Genomic DNA, 20,509 nt, shown 5'->3' on the forward strand with positions numbered 1-20,509 from the left:
TTTGCCACCTGGCAGGCAAGGAGTGAGCAATGTTGAATGTGGAAATGCTGTCCACTGGCGATGAAGTGTTGCATGGTCAAATCGTTGATACCAATGCGGCATGGCTGGCGGATTTCTTTTTTAATCAGGGGTTACCGTTAACGCGCCGCCATACCGTTGGCGACGATCTTGATGCGCTGGTGGCGATTCTGCGCGAACGCAGCGAACAGGCGGATGTGCTGATCGTTAACGGCGGCCTTGGGCCGACCAGCGACGATCTGAGCGCGCTGGCCGCCGCCACCGCGAAAGGCGAAGGGCTTATTTTGCATCCGGAGTGGCTGGAAACCATGACCCGTTTCTTTGCCGAGCGCGGCCGGCCGATGGCGGAAAGTAACCGCAAGCAGGCGGAAATCCCCGCCAGCGCCGAGATGATCAATAACCCGGTCGGCACGGCCTGTGGCTTTGCCGTTCAGCTCAACCGCTGCCTGATGTTTTTCACCCCCGGTGTACCTTCTGAATTTAAGGTGATGGTCGAGCAGGAGATTTTACCGCGTCTGCGTCAGCGCTTTACGCTGCCGGAACCGCCGGTATGCCTGCGTTTGACCACCTTTGGCCGCTCGGAGAGCGAGCTGGCGCAAAGCCTCAATCCGCTGACGTTACCGCCTGGCGTGGTGATGGGTTACCGTTCGTCGATGCCGATTATCGAACTCAAGCTAACCGGACCGGCTGACCAGCGCGACGCCATGCTGGCCCTGTGGCCGGAAGTCCGCAAGGTGGCTGGCGACAGTCTGATTTTCGAAGGCACGGAAGGGTTACCGGCGCAGATTGCGCGCTGCCTGCAGGAGCGGCAGCTGAGCCTGACGCTCAGCGAGCAGTTTACCGGCGGCCTGCTGGCGCTGCAGCTGTCCCGCGCCGGCGCGCCGCTGCTGGCCAGCGAAGTGGTTCCGGCACAGGAGGAGACGCTGGCGCAGGCGGCTCGCTGGGCGGCCGAGCGGCGAATAAACCATTTTGCCGGCCTGGCCCTGGCGGTGAGCGGCCAGGAGAACGATCATCTTAACGTGGCCCTGGCCACCCCGGACGGCACCTTCGCGCTGCGCGTGAAGTTCAGCGTCACCCGCCACAGCCTGGCGGTACGCCAGGAAGTCTGCGCCATGATGGCATTAAACATGCTGCGTCGCTGGCTGAATGGTCAACCGCTGGCCAGCGAACATGGCTGGATTAACGTGGTGGATTCCCTCTCGCTGTAAGTCGTTTCCCCCGGCGCGCGGGCTTCTCCCGGGCGCCGGTTGTCCAGCCTGTTGTACTCTCCTGAAAAAAATCTGTGCGTTAGGTCGCAATATTCTGCACTACATCGTCCAGCATACGGGAAAACGATTGCCCCGCGATGCCGCTCACACTTTACCGCCCGCACAATCGCAACACTGATTCCAGTATTAAGGATTGGAGTCCAGTATGTTGGAATCAACAAAAGTCCCGGCGCTGACCCGCGCGATTGAGATCCTCAATTTAATCAGCCGCATTGGCCCCTGCAGCGCAGCCACCATCATTGCCGAACTGGGGATCCCGAAAAGCACGGTTTATCTGCTGCTGGGCGAGCTAAAAAAACAGCGCTTCATCAGTATGGATAATCAGGATAACTACTGCCTGTGGACCAAGCTGGTGGAGCTGGCCGGGCAGGCGCTGAGCAAAATGGATCTGCGCGAGCTGGCGCGTCCGCGCCTCACCCGACTGATGGATGAGTGCGGTCTGCTTTGTCATCTGGGCATCATCGATCAGGGTAACGCCTACTACATTCTTAAAATTGAGTCTCCCGCCACCATTAGCGTGCGTTCGCACGAAGGCAAGAGCCTGTCGCTTTATCGCTCCGGGATCGGCAAATGTTTGCTGGCCTGGCAGCCCGCCAGCGTTCAGGCGTCGATTATCGACGACCTGCAGTGGGAGCGGGCCACGCCAACGACCATCACCGATGCTCAACAGCTGCGGGAAGAGCTGGGGCGGATCCGCGCCCGAGGCTGGAGCTTTGATAATGGCGAGGACTATCCGGATGTGCGCTGTGTCGCCGCGCCGGTGTTTAACGCCAATAACGACCTGACCGCCGCCATCTCGGTGGTGGGCACCCGTCTGCAAATCAATGAAGACAATCGCGATTATCTGGCCGGTAAGGCGATTGCCTGCGCGAAAGATATTTCCCGTCTGCTGGGGTGGAAAAGCCCCTTCGAACAACTCGCCTCATCATAAGGAGAACATCATGACCCTACCGAAAATTAAACACGTCCGTGCCTGGTTCATCGGCGGCGCCACGGCAGAGCAGGGCGCCGGCGGCGGCGATTACCACGACCAGGGGGCTAACCACTGGATTGACGATCATATCGCCACCCCGATGAGCAAATATAAAGAGTATGAGCAGTCCCGGCAGTCGTTTGGCATCAACGTGCTGGGGACGCTGATTGTGGAAGTGGAAGCCGACAACGGACAGACCGGCTTTGCGGTGTCGACGGCTGGGGAGATGGGCTGCTTTATCGTGGAAAAACATCTCAACCGCTTTATCGAAGGCAAATGCGTCAGCGATATCAAACTGATCCATGACCAGATGCTTAACGCCACCCTTTACTACGCGGGATCCGGCGGCCTGGTGATGAATACCCTCTCCTGTGTCGACCTGGCGCTGTGGGATCTGTTCGGGAAAGTGGTTGGCCTGCCGGTCTACAAACTGCTGGGCGGGGCAGTGCGCGACGAAATCCAGTTCTATGCCACCGGCGCGCGTCCGGACCTGGCGCAGGAGATGGGCTTTATCGGCGGTAAAATGCCTACCCACTGGGGGCCGCACGATGGCGACGCCGGGATCCGCAAAGACGTCGCCATGGTGGCTGACATGCGTGAAAAATGCGGCCCGGATTTCTGGTTAATGCTGGACTGCTGGATGAGTCAGGACGTTAACTATGCCACCAAACTTGCCCATGCCTGCGCCCCTTATAACCTCAAGTGGATCGAAGAGTGCCTGCCGCCGCAGCAGTATGAAGGCTATCGCGAGCTGAAGCGCCAGGCGCCGGCCGGGATGATGGTGACCAGCGGCGAGCACCACGGCACACTGCAGTCCTTCCGCACCCTGTCGGAAACCGGCATCGATATTATGCAGCCCGACGTCGGCTGGTGCGGCGGCTTAACCACCCTGGTGGAGATCGCGGCCATCGCCAAAGCGCGCGGGCAGCTGGTGGTGCCCCACGGCTCGTCGGTTTACTCACATCATGCGGTGATCACCTTCACCAACACGCCGTTCAGCGAGTTTCTGATGACCAGTCCGGACTGCGCCACGCTGCGTCCGCAGTTCGACCCGATCCTGCTCGGCGAGCCGGTGCCGGAGAGAGGGCGCATTCATAAATCGGTCCTGGACAAACCCGGCTTTGGCGTCGAGCTCAATCGCGACTGCAACCTGAAGCGTCCTTATCAACACTGATTGCGTCGGGCCGCCCGGCGGCCCGCGCCTGAGGATATTATGATGAGCAACACTCTGCTGGAGAGCGTGGTGAAGAAAAACCGCGCCCGCTTAATCCCCTTTATGCTGGCGCTGTACGTGCTGGCGTTTCTTGACCGTTCGAATATCGGTTTCGCCAAAGAGACCTACCAGCTGGATACCGGGCTCAGCAATGAGGCCTACGCTCTGGGGGCCGGTATCTTCTTTGTGGTCTATGCCTTCCTCGGGGTGCCGGCCAATCTGCTGATGCGCAAATTTGGCGCCAGAAAATGGATCGGCTGCACCACGCTGCTGTGGGGCGTGCTGTCGGCGGCGATGGCGTGGGCGGATACGGAAGCGAAATTCCTGCTGGTACGTACCCTGCTGGGCGCGGCGGAGGCGGGATTCTTTCCCGGAATGATCTACCTCACTTCACAGTGGTTTCCTCAGCAAAACCGCGCCAGCATTATGGGGCTGTTTTATATGGGGGCGCCGCTGGCCCTGACGCTGGGATCGCCTTTATCCGGTGCGCTGCTGGAGATGCATGGGTTGATGGGCCATCCCGGCTGGTTCTGGATGTTTGTCATTGAAGGCCTGCTCGCCGTCGCCGCGGGAGCGTTCACCTTCTTCTGGCTGGACGATTCGCCGCAGCATGCCCGCTTCCTGAGCATAGAGGAGAAACAGGCGCTGATCGGCGAGCTGGCGCGCGAGGAGGAGAAAAAGATTGCCTCGCGCCTGTCCGATGCGCTGCGTAACGGGCGGGTCTGGCAGCTGGCGCTGATTTATCTGACCATTCAGGTGGCGGTCTATGGTCTGATTTTCTTCCTGCCCACCCAGGTTGCTGCGCTGCTGGGCACCAAAGTTGGCTTCGTTGCCTCGGTGGTGACGGCTATCCCGTGGGTGGCAGCGCTGTTTGGCACCTGGCTTATCCCTCGCTACTCCGATCGCACCGGCGAGCGGCGCAATATTGCCGCCCTGACGCTGCTGGCGGCGGCGGTCGGGATTGCGGTGTCCGGACTGGTGGCGCCGGTGCTGGCTATCATCGCGCTGTGCGTGGCGGCGGTTGGGGTGATTGCCGTGCAGCCGGTCTTCTGGACGATGCCGACGCAGCTGCTGTCCGGCACGGCGCTGGCCGCCGGGATTGGCTTTGTTAACCTGTTTGGCGCCATCGGCGGTTTTCTGGCGCCGATCGTGCGCGTGCAGGCCGAAAATTTGTTCGCCAGCAGCGCCGCCGGACTGTTAACCCTGGCCGGCGTCGCCATTGTCGGGGTGGTCATTATCTTTTCATTGAGCTTTACCCGCGCGGTACCCCAGCGCGGCAGCGTACAGCATTGAATAAAGGAATCGCTATGAACGCACTGTTATCTAACCCCTTCAAACGGGGATTATTACGCGGTGAGACGCAAATCGGCCTGTGGCTGAGCTCCACCTCCTCCTACATGGCCGAGATCGCCGCGACCTCGGGATACGACTGGCTGCTGATCGACGGAGAGCATGCGCCGAACACGATTCAGGACCTTTATCATCAGCTGCAGGCGATTGCCCCCTACGCCAGCCAGCCGGTCATCCGTCCGGTCGAGGGCAACCGCAGCCTGATAAAACAGGTGCTGGATATTGGCGCCAGAACGTTGCTGGTGCCGATGGTCGATACCGCCGAGCAGGCGCGGGAAGTGGTCTCGGCGACCCGTTATCCGCCCATCGGTAGCCGCGGTGTTGGCGCTGGCGTGGCGAGAGCGGCGCGCTGGGGAAGGATAGAGAATTATATGGCGGAGGCGAATGACGAACTCTGTCTGCTGATACAGGTCGAGAGCCGAACCGCGCTGGAGAATCTGGACGCGATTCTTGAGGTGGACGGCATTGACGGGGTGTTTATCGGTCCGGCGGATCTCTCCGCCTCGCTGGGTCACCCGGACGATGCCGGCCATCCTGACGTGCAGCGGGTGATCGAGCAGAGCATCCGGCGCATTCGCGCGGCGGGGAAAGCGGCCGGATTTCTGGCGGTCGACCCGGCGATGGCAGAAAAATGTCTTGCCTGGGGGGCCAACTTCGTGGCGGTCGGGGTGGACACCATGCTGTATACCCAGGCGCTGGACCGCCGGCTGGCGATGTTCAAACCCACCTGCGCCCAGCCGCAGGAGAAAGCGAGCTATTAACTATTGATGGCGGAGGCTGGCGCTGGGCTCAGGCGAGCGCTTGCGCCAGTACCGTCAGCGGATGCTCGCAGCGTTTGCTGGTGGACATCTCAATCTGCCATTTGCAGGTCTCGCAGTCGGTCACGACGATGTCGGCGCCACTCTCCTCAATCTGGCGGAACAGCGGGGCGCCGATAGCCTGGGATACCGCATAATTCTCAGTTTTAAACCCGTAGGTACCCGCGATGCCGCAGCACTGCGAATCCAGCACCTCCAGCTGCAGGCCGGGGATCAGCCGCAGCAGCTCGAGGGTATACAGCGACCAGCCCATCTTTTCCATATGACACGGGGTGTGATAGACCACCTTCAGCGGCAGCCGGCGCAGCGGTAGCGTCTTGCCGGCATCCAGCTGTTTCCAGATCCAGCGGGTGGCCAGCTCGACCCGATCGCGAAGATCGCTGTTGTCGACATCGAGGAGATGAGGGTATTCATCACGTAGCGTAAAGGTGCAGGTCGAGGAGGTGGCAATGATCGGCAGCGTGTTTTCCCGCATCGCAGCGACGTTACTCTGCGCCTGTTTACGCGCCTTGTCGAAAAAGCCGTTGGCGATCAGCGGCACGCCGCAGCATTTTTCCTTCGATAACAACTGCACGCCGGTACCCAGCGCGTTGACGACGCGGATCAGATCCTTACCCAGCTGCGGATGGTTATAGTTGACGTAGCAGCCATGAAAGAAGACCACCTGCTCAGGGTACTGCGCCTGTCTGGCCGCGAGCTGGCGGTAAGCGCGGCGGAAGGTGCCGAAGCCATATTTCGGTAGTGTGCGCCGGTGGTCGATTTTAAGCGCCGCGTCGAGCAGGCGGCGCACCGGTTTTAAACCGGTCGTGGCGTTGACCAGGGGGGCAAAGGGAGTGGAAAGGGTGCCCATCAGGTCGGTATGGCTGAGGATGGCGTCGCGCAGGGTCGGCTTTTGCTGGCCGTACTGTGCCCGGGCGCGCTGAATGATATCGCCAATTTTCACATCCGACGGGCAGGCAACCTCGCAGCGCTTGCAGTTAATGCAGTACTTCAGCGCCTCGTCGTACAGCGCGCCATCCTTCAGACGCAGACGTTCGCCGTCCGGCCCCGCCTGTTTCGGGCCGGGATAGCGTGGATTGACCCGACTTACCGGGCAGGTGGTGGTACAGACCGTGCACTTAATGCAGCTTTCAAAACGGGTATCGTTCATGGCCGGCCTCCGGCAAGGGCGTGGATCTGTCTGGCGGCGTGCAGCGCGGTAACGGCGCAGACGCCGCCGCCACAGCCGAGCTGAATGGCATCGAACCCGCCGAGCAGCGAACCGATGGCAAACAGATTATGGAACGGCTGCCCGCCCTGCAGGGGGCGCAGCAGGGCATCGGTTTTCACACCGAACCGCTGCCACGGTTGTGAGGCGAAGAAATCGCGCTGGTACCAGCTTTCCCGTGGCAGGGTCTGCTGCAGATCGAGGCCGAGGATCGGCTCGCGCACGCTATCGCGAGTGGCGACAAGACCGTTGCTGAAAAAGCTGCCGCTGGCCAGCACGGTGAAACGCGGACGCAGCGCGACATCGCCGTGATTTCGCGTCCAGACGGCCTCGACGGCGCCCTGTCGATGGCTGATTTTCACCACTTCATCGCCAGCAAGCCAGGTGCCGCCCTCGCGAATGAACTGACGCTGAAGCTGGCTATGCAGGCGCATCCCCGGCACCGAAGGCGGCAGCGTCGGCAGCAAACGCAGCGGGCAGGGCAGGCGCGTCTGCAGCCAGCGGTACAGGCGATCGTCGGCGAGGCCAAAACAGGCGGGCATGATCAGCAGGTCATGCTGCTGCGCCAGCGGCAGCAGCGCTGCATGCAGGGCCGGCCATAGATTCTCATCATCCAGTACGCGGGCGATATTGGCGGCGCGAAACTCGGTGGGGTTGTCACGCAGCACATCCAGCAGCGGTAACTCGATTTCCACCGCCGCGGCGGTAACTCCGTGTTGACCGAGCGCGGCGGCGGCGAGATGTGGCTGAAAATCAGCAAAACCGCTGATCCCCACCAGGCAGACGCCTTGCTGCGGCAGTGGCGCCAGCGGAACCTCTTGTGGTGACAACCATGCCGGGCGCAACGTCCCCAGCGGCGTCACCCGTCGGTGAGGCTGGCGCGCGTCGCCCTGCATCACCGCGCCGCAGGCGGCCAGCAGGGCTTCGGTCTGTGTCGCGTATTCGAGTACCGCCCCGGCGCCGAGCCGGGAATAAGGGTGTTCAGGAAGCTGTTCAGCGAGTTGCTGCAGACCTTGTGCGACGTCAGTAACGTTATCGCCGTTGGGCAGCGCCGAGAGCAGGTCTAACGACGCGGAGGAAAAATGCAGCGCGCTCTGCCCGCGGCTGATAATGACGCTGCGCAGGCCGTACTGATTCAGCGCCAGCCCGCACAACAGGCCGGCGAGCCCGCCGCCGACAATTGCGCAATCAAACTTCATCCTGGTGCTCCTGTGGCAGTCCGCACAGGCCGAGGTAGACCCAGCGGGTAAATTCGCTTTCGCGCAGTGCATCGCCCCAGGCGATGGGCTGAACGCCCTTCCAGCGTTCATTGAGAAACGCCGAGAGCTGGGTCAACGACTGCGCGGGGGTGGTGACGTTAAAGCGCTGCAACAGTCCGGCAGCGCGGCAGGCGCAGAGTTCCCCCTGGCAGGTGCCCATGCCAATCCGGGTGCGGCGGCGCAGGTCGAGGAGGGTGTTGACCGCCAGATTTTCCACCGCGTATTTCACTTCGCCAGCGGTAACGGCTTCGCATTCGCAGACCAGGCTACGGTGCTGGCGGCTGTCGCCAAGCCAGGCAGGAGTGCGATCGCCGTGACGGTAGACGGCCGAGCCGCGCAGCGGGGTGGGGAGGGAGATAATTTTTTGCAGGGTACTTTCCGTTGGCTCCTGTGAACCGGGCAGCGGGGTCTCGGCCGTGCTACAGGGGGTGGTGTTTCCCAGCTTACGACAGACGGCGTCGGTGGCCCACTCGGCCATCAGGCGATAGGTCATCAGCTTGCCGCCGGTGATAGTAATGAAGCCTTCCATACCGTCACGCTGGGCATGGTCGAGCAGGACGATGCCGCGGCTGACGCTGCGCCCGCTGGGGTCGTTATCGCTGGCCACCAGCGGGCGGACGCCGGAGTAGGCGCGGAGGATCCGGGTGCGGCCCATGATCGGCGCCAGCTTTTCGCCTTCGCGCAGCAGGGTATCGACTTCCGCCGTCGTTACCCGGTTGTCGTCAATGTCGTCATAAGGAATATGCATTGAGGTGGTGCCGATCAGCGAGATGGTATCCCCGGGCACCAGAATATCGGCGTCGGCCGGCTTACGGCAGCGGTTGATCACCAGGTTGTTAATCCGGTGGTCAAGGATCAACAGCGATCCCTTCGCCGGGAACATGGTGATGCGCAGGTCGGCATATTCCGCAATGCGCTGCCCCCAGATCCCGGCGGCGTTAACCACCACCCCGGCGTACAGCGTGCGGGCCTGGTGAAGTTGGCGGTCGTATACCTGGACGCCACAGACGCGATCGCCCTGGCGTAGCAGGCTTGTTACTTCGCAGCCGGTAAGGATCTGCGCGCCGTGTTCGCGGGCGTCGAGCATATTGGCCGCGGTGAGGCGAAACGGGTCGATGGTGCCGTCCGGGACCTGCACTGCGCCCAGCAGCGTCGGGTTGACGGCGGGCTCCCGGCGCAGCGCTTCCTGCGGGGAGAGCGGGGTAGCTTCAATGCCGGCCTGCTGGCAGGCGGTGATAAAAGTCTGCTGATACGCCAGGTCATCTTCAGGCAGGGTAATAAACAGACCGCCGGACGGTTCGATACAGTGGCGGGCGATGCGGCGCAGGATGCGGTTCTCACTGATGCATTCGCGAGCGGATTCGTTGTCGGTCACCGCATAGCGGGCGCCGCTGTGCAGCAGTCCATGATTACGGCCGGTGGCCCCGGTGGCGATATCATGGCGCTCAATGAGCAGCGTTCGTAATCCGCGCCGGGCGCAGTCGCGGGCGATACCGGCGCCGGTTGCTCCGCCGCCGATGATAATGACCTCGCTATCAAGACGTCCCGTCATCTTCAGCTCCTCTGCTTTCGTTTAACGCCATTTAGCCACAATTCATAAGGTTATTGTTTGATTTCGAGCATATTCGCGCGTTATTTGAGCGTGTTATGTGATTTCGTGCTCACATTAGAACGTTTTGTCATATTTCTGTAACAAATTGTGCGATGTTTCACAGTATCAACTCTACGTATTGCCTACCATCGCGACCATATTTGAAGTTGGTGATTAATCTGGGATTTTGTCGTGACGTCAGTAGAAAACAGCAAGGGCCACGGAGGCTGATATGTTAAGTATTTTTAAACCCGCCGCGCATAAAGCGCGTTTGCCAGCAGCGGAGATCGACCCGCTGTATCGTCGATTACGCTGGCAGATTTTCATTGGCATCTTTTTTGGTTATGCCGCTTACTATCTGGTTCGTAAGAACTTTGCCCTGGCGATGCCTTATCTGATTGAGCAGGGCTTCTCCCGTGGCGACCTCGGTTTCGCCCTTTCCGGCATCTCCATCGCCTACGGATTTTCGAAATTCATCATGGGCTCGGTCTCTGACCGCTCGAATCCGCGCATTTTCCTGCCGGCCGGCTTGATCCTCGCCGCACTGGTGATGTTGGTGATGGGCTTTGTACCGTGGGCGACTTCCAGCATCATGATCATGTTCGTATTGCTGTTTCTTTGCGGATGGTTCCAGGGGATGGGCTGGCCGCCGTGCGGCCGGACCATGGTGCACTGGTGGTCGCAGAAAGAGCGCGGTGGGATTGTCTCGGTGTGGAACTGCGCGCATAACGTCGGCGGCGGTATTCCGCCGCTGCTGTTCCTGCTGGGGATGGCGTGGTTTAACGACTGGCACGCGGCGCTGTATATGCCGGCTTTCGGCGCGATCCTGCTGGCGATTTTTGCCTTCGCGATGATGCGCGATACCCCGCAGTCCTGCGGTCTGCCGCCGATCGAAGAGTATAAAAACGACTATCCGGATGACTATAGCGAAAAACACGAAGAAGAGCTGACGGCGAAGCAGATCTTTATGCAGTACATTCTGCCGAACAAGCTGCTGTGGTACATCGCTATCGCTAACGTCTTCGTTTATCTGCTGCGCTACGGCATTCTCGACTGGTCGCCGACCTACCTGAAAGAGGTCAAACACTTCGCGCTGGATAAATCCTCCTGGGCCTACTTCCTGTACGAGTACGCGGGGATCCCTGGCACGCTGCTGTGCGGCTGGATGTCGGACAAAGTGTTTAAAGGCAACCGCGGCGCGACCGGCGTGTTCTTTATGACCCTGGTGACCATCGCCACTGTCGTTTACTGGCTGAACCCGCCGGGTAATCCGGGCGTGGATATGGCCTGTATGATCATCATTGGCTTCCTGATTTACGGCCCGGTGATGCTGATCGGTCTGCATGCGCTGGAACTGGCGCCGAAAAAAGCCGCCGGTACCGCTGCGGGCTTCACCGGTCTGTTTGGCTATCTCGGCGGTTCCGTAGCCGCGAGCGCCATCGTCGGCTACACCGTCGATTTCTTCGGCTGGGACGGCGGCTTCATGGTGATGATCGGCGGCAGCGTGCTGGCGGTTATCCTGCTGGTTATCGTGATGCTTGGCGAGCGTCGTCATCATCAACAACTGAAACAAGCCTAAGGAGCGACGATGAACATGAAACTCACCGCGCTAATGAGCGGCATGATTTTGGCCAGTTCGGCGCTGTGCTTCAGCGCTGTCGCAGCGGAGAAAATGGTCATCGCCCACCGCGGCGCCAGCGGGTATCTGCCGGAACATACCCTGCCGGCGAAAGCGATGGCTTACGCTCAGGGGGCGGATTACCTTGAGCAAGATCTGGTGATGACCAAAGACGACCGGCTGGTGGTGTTGCACGACCACTATCTCGATCGGGTGACTGACGTTGCGCAGCGTTTCCCGCAGCGGGCGCGTCAAGACGGTCGTTTTTACGCTATTGACTTTACCCTGGCCGAGATTAAGTCGTTGAAGTTTACCGAAGGTTTTGAGCCGAAAAATGGTAAGAACGTGCAAACCTATCCCGGGCGTTTCCCGATGGGCAAATCCGATTTCCGCATTCATACCTTTGAAGAAGAGATTGAGTTTGTCCAGGGGCTGAACCATTCGACGGGTAAAAATATCGGTATCTACCCGGAAATCAAAGCGCCGTGGTTCCACCATCAGGAAGGCAAAGATATTGCCGCCAGCACGCTGAAAGTGCTGAAGGAATATGGCTATACCAGCAAGCAGGATAAGGTTTATCTGCAGTGCTTTGACGCTAATGAGCTCAAACGTATCAAAAATGAGCTGGAACCGAAGATGGGCATGGATCTCAATCTGGTGCAGCTCATCTCCTATACCGACTGGAATGAAACCCAGCAGAAACAGGCAGATGGCAAATGGGTGAACTACAGCTACGACTGGATGTTCCAGCCGGGTGCGATGGCGCAGATTGCGCAGTACGCCGACGGTATTGGCCCGGATTACCATATGCTGGTGGCGGAAGGCTCGAAGCCGGGCGCGGTGAAGCTGACGGCGATGGTAAAAGAGGCGCATGCCAGCCATCTGCAGGTGCATCCGTACACCGTGCGTGCGGATCAGCTGCCGGAGTACGCGACTAACGTTAATCAGCTCTATGACCTGCTGTATCACCAGGCGGGCGTCGACGGCTTGTTTACCGATTTCCCGGATAAAGCGGTGCAGTTTCTGAACGCTAAACGCTAAAAAGCCGGGTGGCGGCTACGCCTTACCCGGGCTACGGTCTGTGCGGCCTGCCTTTAATTTATTCACCATGCTGGCTGAAACTGCCGGTGTTGGTGGCCTCAAAATCGCTGAGACGTTCCCGGCAGGCCGGGGCAGCCCGCATGGATGCGGGCTGAGGGCCGTGATTTGCAGGGACGCTGCCTCGGCCCGACCCGAAGCCTGCAGGGATAAGTCGAAGGCACCACGAAGTGGCGATTTTGGCGGCCAGAGCCCGGGAGTACAGAGGGCGGCGGCGACTGGCCGCCCTCTGTGCGCTCCCTGCGCCACGGAAAACATATTGCATAAAAATTAACCGGGAGCGCAATATCCTCTGAAGCGACACGCGATAAACGTTTTTCTCAAGCGAAAAAGTTGCAAACCGATAACAGTATCTACGAACTGCGGTTTTGTAGGTCAGGTAAGCGTAGCGCCACCTGACAAGACTACATCTCGATCTCGATATCGCCTTTCGCCCGGCAGCAGCAGGGCAAAATTTCCCCCGGCTGGATAAAGGCCAGCGGCTCGGTCAGCCAGTCAACCTGGCCGGAAACCAGACGCGTGCGGCAGGAACCGCAATAGCCTTCGCGGCACTGATATTCCACATCGATATTATGCGACTCCAGCGCCGCCAGCAGGGAAGGGTGTTCATCCTGACACTCAAGGCGAGTGTCAGAGATTTTCAGGAAAATCCGCTTCATTACAGCTGGAAGTTGCTCAGGTCGTCGGCATCGACTTCAGAATCGATCTGGCCGACGAGATACGAGCTGACTTCCACTTCCTGCGGCGCCACCTGGACGTTATCGGAGACCAGCCAGGTGTTGATCCATGGGATTGGGTTGGAGCGGGTCTGGAATGGCAGATCGAGGCCGACCGCCTGCATGCGGATATTGGTGATGTACTCGACGTACTGGCAGAGAATATCTTTGTTCAGGCCGATCATTGAGCCGTCGCGGAACAGATAGTCCGCCCACTCTTTCTCCTGCTGCGCCGCCAGCACGAACAGGTCATAGCACTCCTGCTTGCACTCTTCGGCGATTTCCGCCATCTCCGGATCGTCGCTGCCGGAGCGCAGCAGGTTCAGCATATGCTGGGTGCCGGTCAGGTGCAGCGCTTCATCGCGAGCGATCAGGCGGATAATTTTGGCGTTACCTTCCATCAGCTTGCGCTCGGCGAAAGCGAAGGAGCAGGCGAAGCTAACGTAGAAGCGGATCGCTTCCAGGGCGTTAACGCTCATCAGACACAAATAGAGTTTCTTTTTCAGCTCGCGCAGATTCACGGTCACGGTTTTACCGTTGACGGTGTGGGTGCCTTCACCCAGAAGATGCCAGTAGCTGGTCATTTCGATCAGCGAATCGTAATAGTGAGAGATGCCTTCCGCACGTTTCTGGATCTGCTCGTTGGTCACGATATCGTCGAACACGGTCGCCGGATCGTTGACGATGTTGCGGATGATATGGGTGTAGGAGCGTGAGTGGATGGTCTCGGAGAAGGCCCAGGTTTCCACCCAGGTTTCCAGCTCCGGGATGGAGATCAGCGGCAGCAGCGCGACGTTCGGGCTGCGGCCCTGGATGGAATCGAGCAGCGTCTGGTACTTCAGGTTGCTGATGAAAATATGTTTTTCATGTTCCGGCAGCGCCTGGTAGTCGATGCGATCGCGGGAAACGTCAACCTCTTCCGGACGCCAGAAGAAGGAGAGCTGCTTTTCAATCAGCTTTTCAAAGATGTCATATTTTTGCTGATCGTAGCGGGCCACGTTAACCGGCTGGCCAAAAAACATCGGTTCCAGCAGCTGATCGTTTTTCGTCTGTGAAAAAGTGGTGTATGCCATTGAAGTGAGTCCTGTTGAAATGTATTGCCCGGCGGTACTGCATTGGCCGGGCCTACACAATCGTAGGCCGGGTAAGCATCGCGCCACCCGGCAAAAATAACTTAGATCTTACAAGCGCCGCTTTCGCAGCCGTCGTCCTGGATGGACGGGGCCAGGTCATCCTGAGCGTCTTCTGCGCCATCACGGGTGTTGTGATAGTACAGCGTTTTGACACCGAATTTATAGGCGTTGAGCAGGTCTTTGAGCAACTGCTGCATCGGCACTTTTCCGGACGGGAAGCGCGTCGGATCGTAGTTGGTGTTGGCAGAGATCGACTGGTCGATAAACTTCTGCATGATACCCACCAGCTGCAGATAACCGTCGTTGTTCGGCATTTCCCACAGCAGCTCATAGGCGTTCTGCAGATTTTCGTAATCCGGCACCACCTGGCGCAGGATACCGTCCTTGGACGCTTTGATACTGACGTGGCCGCGCGGCGGCTCAATGCCGTTGGTGGCGTTGGAGATCTGCGATGAGGTCTCGGACGGCATCAGTGCGGAGAGCGTGGAGTTACGCAGACCGTGGGTTTTAATGGATTCGCGCAATGCTTCCCAGTCGAAGTGCAGAGATTCGCTGACGATGCCGTCCAGGTCTTTCTTATAGGTATCGATCGGCAGGATACCCTGCGCATAGGTGGTTTCATTGAACCACGGGCAGGCGCCCTGCTCGATAGCCAGCTCGTTGGAGGCCTTCAGCAGGTAGTACTGAATCGCTTCGAAGGTTTTGTGCGTCAGGTTGTTGGCGCTGCCGTCGGAGTAGCGTTTGCCATGCTTCGCCAGATAGTAAGCGAAGTTGATCACGCCGATGCCCAGCGTACGACGCCCCATCGCGCCGCGTTTGGCGGCCGGGATCGGGTAATCCTGATAGTCCAGCAGCGCATCCAGGGCACGCACCGCCAGCACCGCCAGCTCTTCCAGCTCGTCGAGGCTGTCAATCGCGCCGAGGTTGAAGGCCGACAGGGTGCACAGCGCGATTTCGCCGTTTTCGTCGTTGACGTCTTCCAGCGGTTTGGTCGGCAGGGCGATCTCCAGGCACAGGTTAGACTGACGCACCGGGGCGACTACCGGATCGAACGGGCTGTGGGTGTTGCAGTGGTCGACGTTCTGGATGTAGATGCGGCCGGTAGAGGCGCGTTCCTGCATCATCAGCGAGAACAGCTCAACGGCTTTAATACGCTGCTTGCGAATGCTGTCGTCCTGCTCGTACTGGGTGTACAGGCGCTCAAACTCGTCCTGATCGGCAAAGAAGGCGTCATACAGGCCCGGGACATCGGAAGGGCTGAACAGGGTAATGTCGCCGCCCTTCAGCAGACGGGTGTACATCAGCTTGTTGATCTGCACCCCGTAGTCCATATGACGAACGCGGTTGGCGTCGGTACCGCGGTTGTTTTTCAGCACCAGCAGGCTTTCCACTTCCAGATGCCACATTGGGTAGAAGAGGGTCGCCGCGCCGCCGCGAACGCCGCCCTGCGAGCAGGATTTCACCGCGGTCTGGAAATGTTTGTAGAACGGAATGCAACCGGTGTGGAAGGCTTCGCCGCCGCGGATCGGGCTGCCCAGCGCGCGAATGCGCCCGGCGTTGATGCCGATCCCGGCGCGCTGGGAAACGTATTTCACAATCGCGCTGGAGGTGGCGTTGATGGAATCCAGGCTGTCGCCGCACTCGATCAGCACGCAGGAGCTGAACTGACGGGTTGGGGTGCGCACGCCGGACATGATTGGCGTCGGCAGCGAGATTTTAAAGGTCGATACCGCGTCGTAGAAACGCTTAATGTAGTCCAGACGGGTTTCGCGCGGGTAGTTCGAGAACAGACACGCGGCGACCAGAATATAGAGGAACTGTGCGCTCTCATAAATTTCGCCGGTAACGCGGTTTTGTACCAGATACTTGCCTTCCAGTTGCTTAACGGCTGCGTAGGAGAAGTTCATGTCGCGCCAGTGGTCGAGGAAACCGTCCATCTGCTGGAACTCTTCTTCCGTGTAGTCTTCCAGCAGATGATGATCGTATTTACCCTTCTCGACCATCTTCACCACGTGATCGTAGAGCGCCGGCGGCTCAAACTGGCCGAAGGCTTTTTTACGCAAATGGAAAATCGCCAGACGCGCGGCGAGGTACTGGTAATCCGGCGCGTCGCGGGAGATCAAATCCGCGGCGGCTTTAATAATGGTTTCGTGGATGTCCGCGGTTTTGATGCCGTCATAGAACTGGATATGGGAGCGCAGCTCTACCTGGGAAATCGAAACGTTATTCAGTCCTTCTGCCGCCCAATCCAGTACGCGATGGATTTTGTCGAGATTGATGCGCTCGGTGGTCCCGTCGCGCTTTGTCACCAGCAGACTCTGATTCATGTGGATTTTACCTGTCCGTGAAAGAAAATATCCCCCGTTTATCCACAGAAGGCCGTTGTGACTAACTCTGTGGATAAATACTATATGTAGGGGGTTGTCGATAAAAGAAACGCTATATGGTGAGTATTTTAGTAAGGAATCTTTTGAGTACAAGGGTTGATTTTGACGTTAAATTGAGGTTGCGGAAGGGTAATAATCCGCAAGTCCACGTCGCATAAGGCCTGGAGAAGAAGTCAATAAAACAGAAAAAAAAATGAAAATTTGATCGAGTGCTGATTTCTTCATCGGAAGAAATAATCACGCGGCTTGATGCCGCGCAATCATCATAAGCGCAGGTGCTGACCTCAGTCCTGTTTGGCGGTCGTATGCAACATATAGTTAACATCAACCCCCGGCGCTAACTTGAAGGTGTTGGTCAGCGGATTGTAATGCAGACCGATGATATGCTGCTCTTTCAGAGTAGTCTGATCTACCCAGCTCAGCAGCTCGGCCGGTTTGATAAACTTCTTCACATCATGAGTGCCCTTAGGCACCATCTTCATGACATATTCCGCACCGACCACCGCCATCAGCCAGGCCTTGCCGTTGCGGTTGATGGTGGAGAAGAAGACCTGGCCGCCGGGCTTCACCAGCCGCGCGCAGGCATGCACCACCGACTGCGGGTCGGGCACGTGCTCCAGCATCTCCATGCAGGTCACGACGTCATACTGCTGCGGATGCTTCGCGGCATGTTCCTCAACCGTTTCCTGAACATAGTCCACCTGAATACCGCTCTCCAGGGCGTGCAGCTTCGCGACCTGCAGCGGTTCGGCGCCCATGTCCAGTCCGGTGACCGTCGCACCTTCGCGCGCCATGCTCTCGGCGAGAATGCCGCCGCCGCAGCCGACATCGAGGACTTTTTTACCGAACAGGCCGCCGGAGCGTTCGGCGATATAGCCCAGCCGCAGCGGGTTGATGCGGTGGAGCGGTTTGAACTCGCCCTCCAGATCCCACCAGCGCGAGGCGACGGCTTCGAATTTGGCGATTTCGGCATGATCGACGTTAGGGGCTACCGACGTTTTTTCGGCATTCATGGGCGCTTTTACTCCTTTTCTGTTCAGACCTGCGAGTATATCAGCAGCGCGCCATGAATAAACCGTATTGCTTTACCTCTATTAGCGCGGCTGTGTTATAATTTGCGACCTTTGAATCCGGGATACAGTAGAGGGATAGCGGTTAGATGAGCGACCTTGCGAGAGAAATTACACCGGTCAACATTGAGGAAGAGCTTAAGAACTCTTATCTGGATTATGCGATGTCGGTCATTGTTGGCCGTGCGCTGCCGGATGTCCGAGATGGCCTGAAGCCGGTACACCGTCGCGTACTTTACGCCATGAACGTATTGGGCAATGACTGGAACAAAGCCTATAAAAAATCAGCCCGTGTCGTTGGTGACGTAATCGGTAAATACCACCCGCACGGCGACTCCGCGGTATACGACACCATCGTTCGTATGGCGCAGCCGTTCTCGCTGCGTTACATGCTGGTGGACGGCCAGGGTAACTTCGGTTCCATCGACGGCGACTCCGCCGCGGCGATGCGTTATACCGAAATTCGTCTGGCGAAAATCGCTCATGAGCTGATGGCCGATCTTGAAAAAGAGACGGTCGATTTCGTCGACAACTATGACGGTACGGAGCGTATTCCGGACGTCATGCCGACCAAAATTCCTAACCTGCTGGTGAACGGCGCCTCCGGGATCGCGGTAGGGATGGCGACCAATATACCGCCGCATAACCTGACGGAAGTGATCAACGGCTGTCTGGCGTATGTTGACGATGAAGACATCAGCATTGAAGGGTTGATGGCGCATATTCCAGGCCCTGATTTCCCGACCGCCGCCATTATTAATGGCCGTCGTGGTATTGAAGAGGCTTACCGCACCGGTCGCGGTAAAGTGTATATCCGCGCGCGCGCGGAAGTGGAAGTGGACGCGAAATCCGGCCGCGAAACCATCATCGTGCACGAAATTCCGTATCAGGTGAACAAAGCGCGCCTGATTGAGAAAATCGCCGAGCTGGTCAAAGAAAAACGCGTGGAAGGCATCAGCGCGCTGCGTGACGAGTCTGATAAAGACGGGATGCGCATCGTGATTGAAGTGAAGCGCGATGCGGTAGGGGAAGTGGTGCTCAACAACCTCTACTCCCAGACCCAGCTGCAGGTCTCCTTCGGCATCAACATGGTTGCTCTGCACCATGGTCAGCCGAAGATCATGAACCTGAAGGACATCATCGCCGCGTTTGTACGCCACCGCCGTGAAGTGGTGACTCGTCGTACGATTTTCGAACTGCGCAAAGCGCGTGACCGGGCGCATATCCTCGAAGCGCTGGCCGTTGCGCTGGCCAACATCGACCCGATTATCGAACTGATCCGTCGCGCGCCGACCCCGGCAGAAGCGAAAACGGCGCTGGTTGCCCAGGCGTGGGATCTCGGTAACGTTGCGGCGATGCTGGAGCGCGCCGGTGATGACGCCGCGCGTCCGGAATGGCTGGAGCCAGAGTTCGGCGTGCGCGACGGTAAATACTATCTGACCGAGCAGCAGGCTCAGGCGATTCTGGATCTGCGTCTGCAGAAACTGACCGGCCTTGAGCATGAAAAACTGCTCGACGAATACAAAGAGCTGCTGGAGCAGATCGCGGAACTGCTGCACATTCTCGGCAGCGCCGACCGTCTGATGGAAGTGATTCGCGAAGAGCTGGAACTGATCCGCGATCAGTTCGGCGACGAACGTCGTACCGAAATCACTGCCAACAGCGCTGATATTAACATCGAAGATCTGATCAACCAGGAAGATGTGGTGGTCACCCTGTCGCATCAGGGCTATGTGAAGTATCAGCCGCTGACCGACTACGAAGCACAGCGTCGTGGCGGTAAAGGCAAGTCAGCAGCGCGCATTAAAGAAGAAGACTTTATCGACCGCCTGCTGGTGGCCAACACCCATGACACCATCCTCTGCTTCTCGAGCCGTGGCCGTCTGTACTGGATGAAGGTCTATCAGCTGCCGGAAGCCAGCCGCGGCGCGCGCGGTCGTCCGATCGTCAACCTGCTGCCGCTGGAAGCCGATGAGCGTATCACCGCCATCCTGCCGGTCCGCGAGTACGAAGAGGGCGTCAACGTCTTTATGGCGACCGCCAGCGGTACCGTGAAGAAAACCGCGCTGACCGAGTTCAGCCGTCCGCGTTCCGCCGGTATCATCGCGGTCAATCTGAACGAAGGCGATGAGCTGATCGGCGTCGATCTGACCTCTGGTCAGGACGAAGTGATGCTGTTCTCCGCGGCCGGTAAGGTTGTGCGCTTCAAAGAAGACGCCGTTCGCGCCATGGGCCGTACCGCCACCGGCGTACGCGGCATCAAGCTGGCGGAAAACGACAGCGTCGTCTCGCTGATTATTCCGCGCGGCGAAGGCGCGATCCTGACGGTAACGCAAAACGGTTACGGTAAACGTACCGCAGCGGCGGAGTATCCGACCAAATCGCGTGCCACTCAGGGCGTTATCTCGATCAAAGTCACCGAGCGTAACGGCTCCGTTGTGGGCGCCGTGCAGGTGGATGACTGCGATCAGATCATGATGATCACCGACGCCGGGACGCTGGTTCGTACCCGCGTTTCCGAAGTGAGCATCGTGGGCCGTAACACCCAGGGCGTGATCCTCATCCGCACCGCGGAAGATGAAAACGTGGTGGGTCTGCAGCGCGTGGCAGAGCCGGTGGACGACGAAGAACTGGATGCCATCGACGGTAGCGTAGCGGAAGGCGATGACGATATCGCCCCGGAAGCGGATACCGATGACGACATCGCCGAAGACGAAGAGTAATCGTCGCAGGTAAATGTTCTGAAAGGGCCGGGTATTCTCCCGGCCCTTTTTGCATTAAGATTGCGGC

General features: G+C 58.8%; 15 protein-coding genes. 8 read left to right on the forward strand and 7 right to left on the reverse strand.

Going from position 1 to position 20,509, the window contains the following annotated elements; translation table 11 throughout:
• The first annotated feature begins 29 nt into the window (after window positions 1–29).
• From AC3EMD_RS07480 to yfaU, 5 genes are all read left to right on the forward strand, one after another.
• On the forward strand, window positions 30–1,226 hold the full coding sequence (locus AC3EMD_RS07480) for a nicotinamide mononucleotide deamidase-related protein YfaY (RefSeq protein WP_008803962.1): 1,197 nt from the start codon (window positions 30–32) through the stop codon (window positions 1,224–1,226).
• Window positions 1,227–1,431: 205 nt separating this feature from the next.
• Entirely contained in the window at window positions 1,432–2,217 is a 786-nt protein-coding gene (locus AC3EMD_RS07485; RefSeq protein ID WP_008803963.1) for an IclR family transcriptional regulator, read from the forward strand.
• A gap of 10 nt (window positions 2,218–2,227) precedes the next feature.
• Window positions 2,228–3,433 (forward strand): L-rhamnonate dehydratase, encoded by a 1,206-nt coding sequence (gene rhmD / locus AC3EMD_RS07490; protein WP_016161581.1) that lies wholly within the window; start codon window positions 2,228–2,230, stop codon window positions 3,431–3,433.
• Window positions 3,434–3,475: 42 nt separating this feature from the next.
• On the forward strand, window positions 3,476–4,765 hold the full coding sequence (locus AC3EMD_RS07495) for an MFS transporter (protein WP_302074176.1): 1,290 nt from the start codon (window positions 3,476–3,478) through the stop codon (window positions 4,763–4,765).
• Between the two features lie 14 nt (window positions 4,766–4,779).
• Window positions 4,780–5,583 carry a 2-keto-3-deoxy-L-rhamnonate aldolase gene (gene yfaU, locus AC3EMD_RS07500; protein ID WP_012540990.1) on the forward strand — a complete coding sequence of 268 codons (804 nt, stop codon included), beginning with the start codon at window positions 4,780–4,782 and terminating at the stop codon, window positions 5,581–5,583.
• Between the two features lie 28 nt (window positions 5,584–5,611).
• Here yfaU and glpC read toward each other — a convergent pair whose 3' ends face one another.
• From glpC to glpA, 3 genes are read right to left on the reverse strand one after another with little or no spacing between them, the layout of a single operon-like run.
• Complete coding sequence (gene glpC / locus AC3EMD_RS07505; protein ID WP_110409056.1) at window positions 5,612–6,790, reverse strand: anaerobic glycerol-3-phosphate dehydrogenase subunit GlpC; 1,179 nt, start codon at window positions 6,788–6,790, stop codon at window positions 5,612–5,614.
• Window positions 6,787–8,046 carry a glycerol-3-phosphate dehydrogenase subunit GlpB gene (glpB, locus tag AC3EMD_RS07510; RefSeq protein WP_302074009.1) on the reverse strand — a complete coding sequence of 420 codons (1,260 nt, stop codon included), beginning with the start codon at window positions 8,044–8,046 and terminating at the stop codon, window positions 6,787–6,789. Before glpB ends, glpC begins: the two co-directional genes overlap by 4 nt.
• The gene (gene glpA / locus AC3EMD_RS07515; RefSeq protein ID WP_094955070.1) at window positions 8,036–9,658 is read right to left on the reverse strand and encodes an anaerobic glycerol-3-phosphate dehydrogenase subunit A; all 1,623 of its coding nucleotides are present in this window, start codon (window positions 9,656–9,658) and stop codon (window positions 8,036–8,038) included. Before glpA ends, glpB begins: the two co-directional genes overlap by 11 nt.
• A 271-nt stretch (window positions 9,659–9,929) precedes the next feature.
• Between glpA and glpT the strand changes: the two genes are divergently transcribed.
• Window positions 9,930–11,276, forward strand: a complete 1,347-nt coding sequence (glpT, locus tag AC3EMD_RS07520) for a glycerol-3-phosphate transporter (RefSeq protein WP_002913019.1) — start codon at window positions 9,930–9,932, stop codon at window positions 11,274–11,276.
• 9 nt (window positions 11,277–11,285) lie between these two features.
• Window positions 11,286–12,356 (forward strand): glycerophosphodiester phosphodiesterase, encoded by a 1,071-nt coding sequence (gene glpQ, locus AC3EMD_RS07525; protein ID WP_109956643.1) that lies wholly within the window; start codon window positions 11,286–11,288, stop codon window positions 12,354–12,356.
• Window positions 12,357–12,817: 461 nt separating this feature from the next.
• Here glpQ and yfaE read toward each other — a convergent pair whose 3' ends face one another.
• The 4 genes from yfaE to ubiG all read right to left on the reverse strand — a co-directional run bounded on the left by yfaE (window position 12,818) and on the right by ubiG (window position 17,662).
• Window positions 12,818–13,072, reverse strand: a complete 255-nt coding sequence (gene yfaE / locus AC3EMD_RS07530; RefSeq protein ID WP_002913017.1) for a class I ribonucleotide reductase maintenance protein YfaE — start codon at window positions 13,070–13,072, stop codon at window positions 12,818–12,820.
• Entirely contained in the window at window positions 13,072–14,202 is a 1,131-nt protein-coding gene (gene nrdB, locus AC3EMD_RS07535) for a class Ia ribonucleoside-diphosphate reductase subunit beta (protein ID WP_004140835.1), read from the reverse strand. Before nrdB ends, yfaE begins: the two co-directional genes overlap by 1 nt.
• A 101-nt stretch (window positions 14,203–14,303) precedes the next feature.
• A complete protein-coding gene (nrdA, locus tag AC3EMD_RS07540) occupies window positions 14,304–16,589 on the reverse strand; it encodes a class 1a ribonucleoside-diphosphate reductase subunit alpha (protein WP_008803972.1) in 2,286 nt (761 codons plus the stop codon).
• Between the two features lie 344 nt (window positions 16,590–16,933).
• A complete protein-coding gene (gene ubiG, locus AC3EMD_RS07545) occupies window positions 16,934–17,662 on the reverse strand; it encodes a bifunctional 2-polyprenyl-6-hydroxyphenol methylase/3-demethylubiquinol 3-O-methyltransferase UbiG (protein WP_008803973.1) in 729 nt (242 codons plus the stop codon).
• A 146-nt stretch (window positions 17,663–17,808) separates the two neighbouring features.
• Here ubiG and gyrA point away from each other — a divergent pair, with 146 nt between their 5' ends.
• Window positions 17,809–20,442: a DNA topoisomerase (ATP-hydrolyzing) subunit A gene (gyrA, locus tag AC3EMD_RS07550; protein ID WP_008803974.1), complete on the forward strand. Its 2,634-nt coding sequence runs from the start codon at window positions 17,809–17,811 to the stop codon at window positions 20,440–20,442.
• The last annotated feature ends 67 nt before the right edge of the window (window positions 20,443–20,509 follow it).

This window comes from Klebsiella sp. PK18, assembly GCF_057784655.1.

Excerpts from the sequence above, each read along its gene's own strand:
- glpA (WP_094955070.1), bottom strand. The coding sequence starts at position 9,658 with ATGACGGGACGTCTTGATAGCGAGGTCATTATCATCGGCGGCGGAGCA.
- glpC (WP_110409056.1), bottom strand. The coding sequence starts at position 6,790 with ATGAACGATACCCGTTTTGAAAGCTGCATTAAGTGCACGGTCTGTACC.
- glpT (WP_002913019.1), top strand. The coding sequence starts at position 9,930 with ATGTTAAGTATTTTTAAACCCGCCGCGCATAAAGCGCGTTTGCCAGCA.
- AC3EMD_RS07485 (WP_008803963.1), top strand. The coding sequence starts at position 1,432 with ATGTTGGAATCAACAAAAGTCCCGGCGCTGACCCGCGCGATTGAGATC.
- ubiG (WP_008803973.1), bottom strand. The coding sequence starts at position 17,662 with ATGAATGCCGAAAAAACGTCGGTAGCCCCTAACGTCGATCATGCCGAA.
- gyrA (WP_008803974.1), top strand. The coding sequence starts at position 17,809 with ATGAGCGACCTTGCGAGAGAAATTACACCGGTCAACATTGAGGAAGAG.
- yfaE (WP_002913017.1), bottom strand. The coding sequence starts at position 13,072 with ATGAAGCGGATTTTCCTGAAAATCTCTGACACTCGCCTTGAGTGTCAG.
- AC3EMD_RS07480 (WP_008803962.1), top strand. The coding sequence starts at position 30 with ATGTTGAATGTGGAAATGCTGTCCACTGGCGATGAAGTGTTGCATGGT.
- nrdB (WP_004140835.1), bottom strand. The coding sequence starts at position 14,202 with ATGGCATACACCACTTTTTCACAGACGAAAAACGATCAGCTGCTGGAA.
- nrdA (WP_008803972.1), bottom strand. The coding sequence starts at position 16,589 with ATGAATCAGAGTCTGCTGGTGACAAAGCGCGACGGGACCACCGAGCGC.
- AC3EMD_RS07495 (WP_302074176.1), top strand. The coding sequence starts at position 3,476 with ATGAGCAACACTCTGCTGGAGAGCGTGGTGAAGAAAAACCGCGCCCGC.
- glpB (WP_302074009.1), bottom strand. The coding sequence starts at position 8,046 with ATGAAGTTTGATTGCGCAATTGTCGGCGGCGGGCTCGCCGGCCTGTTG.
- rhmD (WP_016161581.1), top strand. The coding sequence starts at position 2,228 with ATGACCCTACCGAAAATTAAACACGTCCGTGCCTGGTTCATCGGCGGC.
- yfaU (WP_012540990.1), top strand. The coding sequence starts at position 4,780 with ATGAACGCACTGTTATCTAACCCCTTCAAACGGGGATTATTACGCGGT.
- glpQ (WP_109956643.1), top strand. The coding sequence starts at position 11,286 with ATGAACATGAAACTCACCGCGCTAATGAGCGGCATGATTTTGGCCAGT.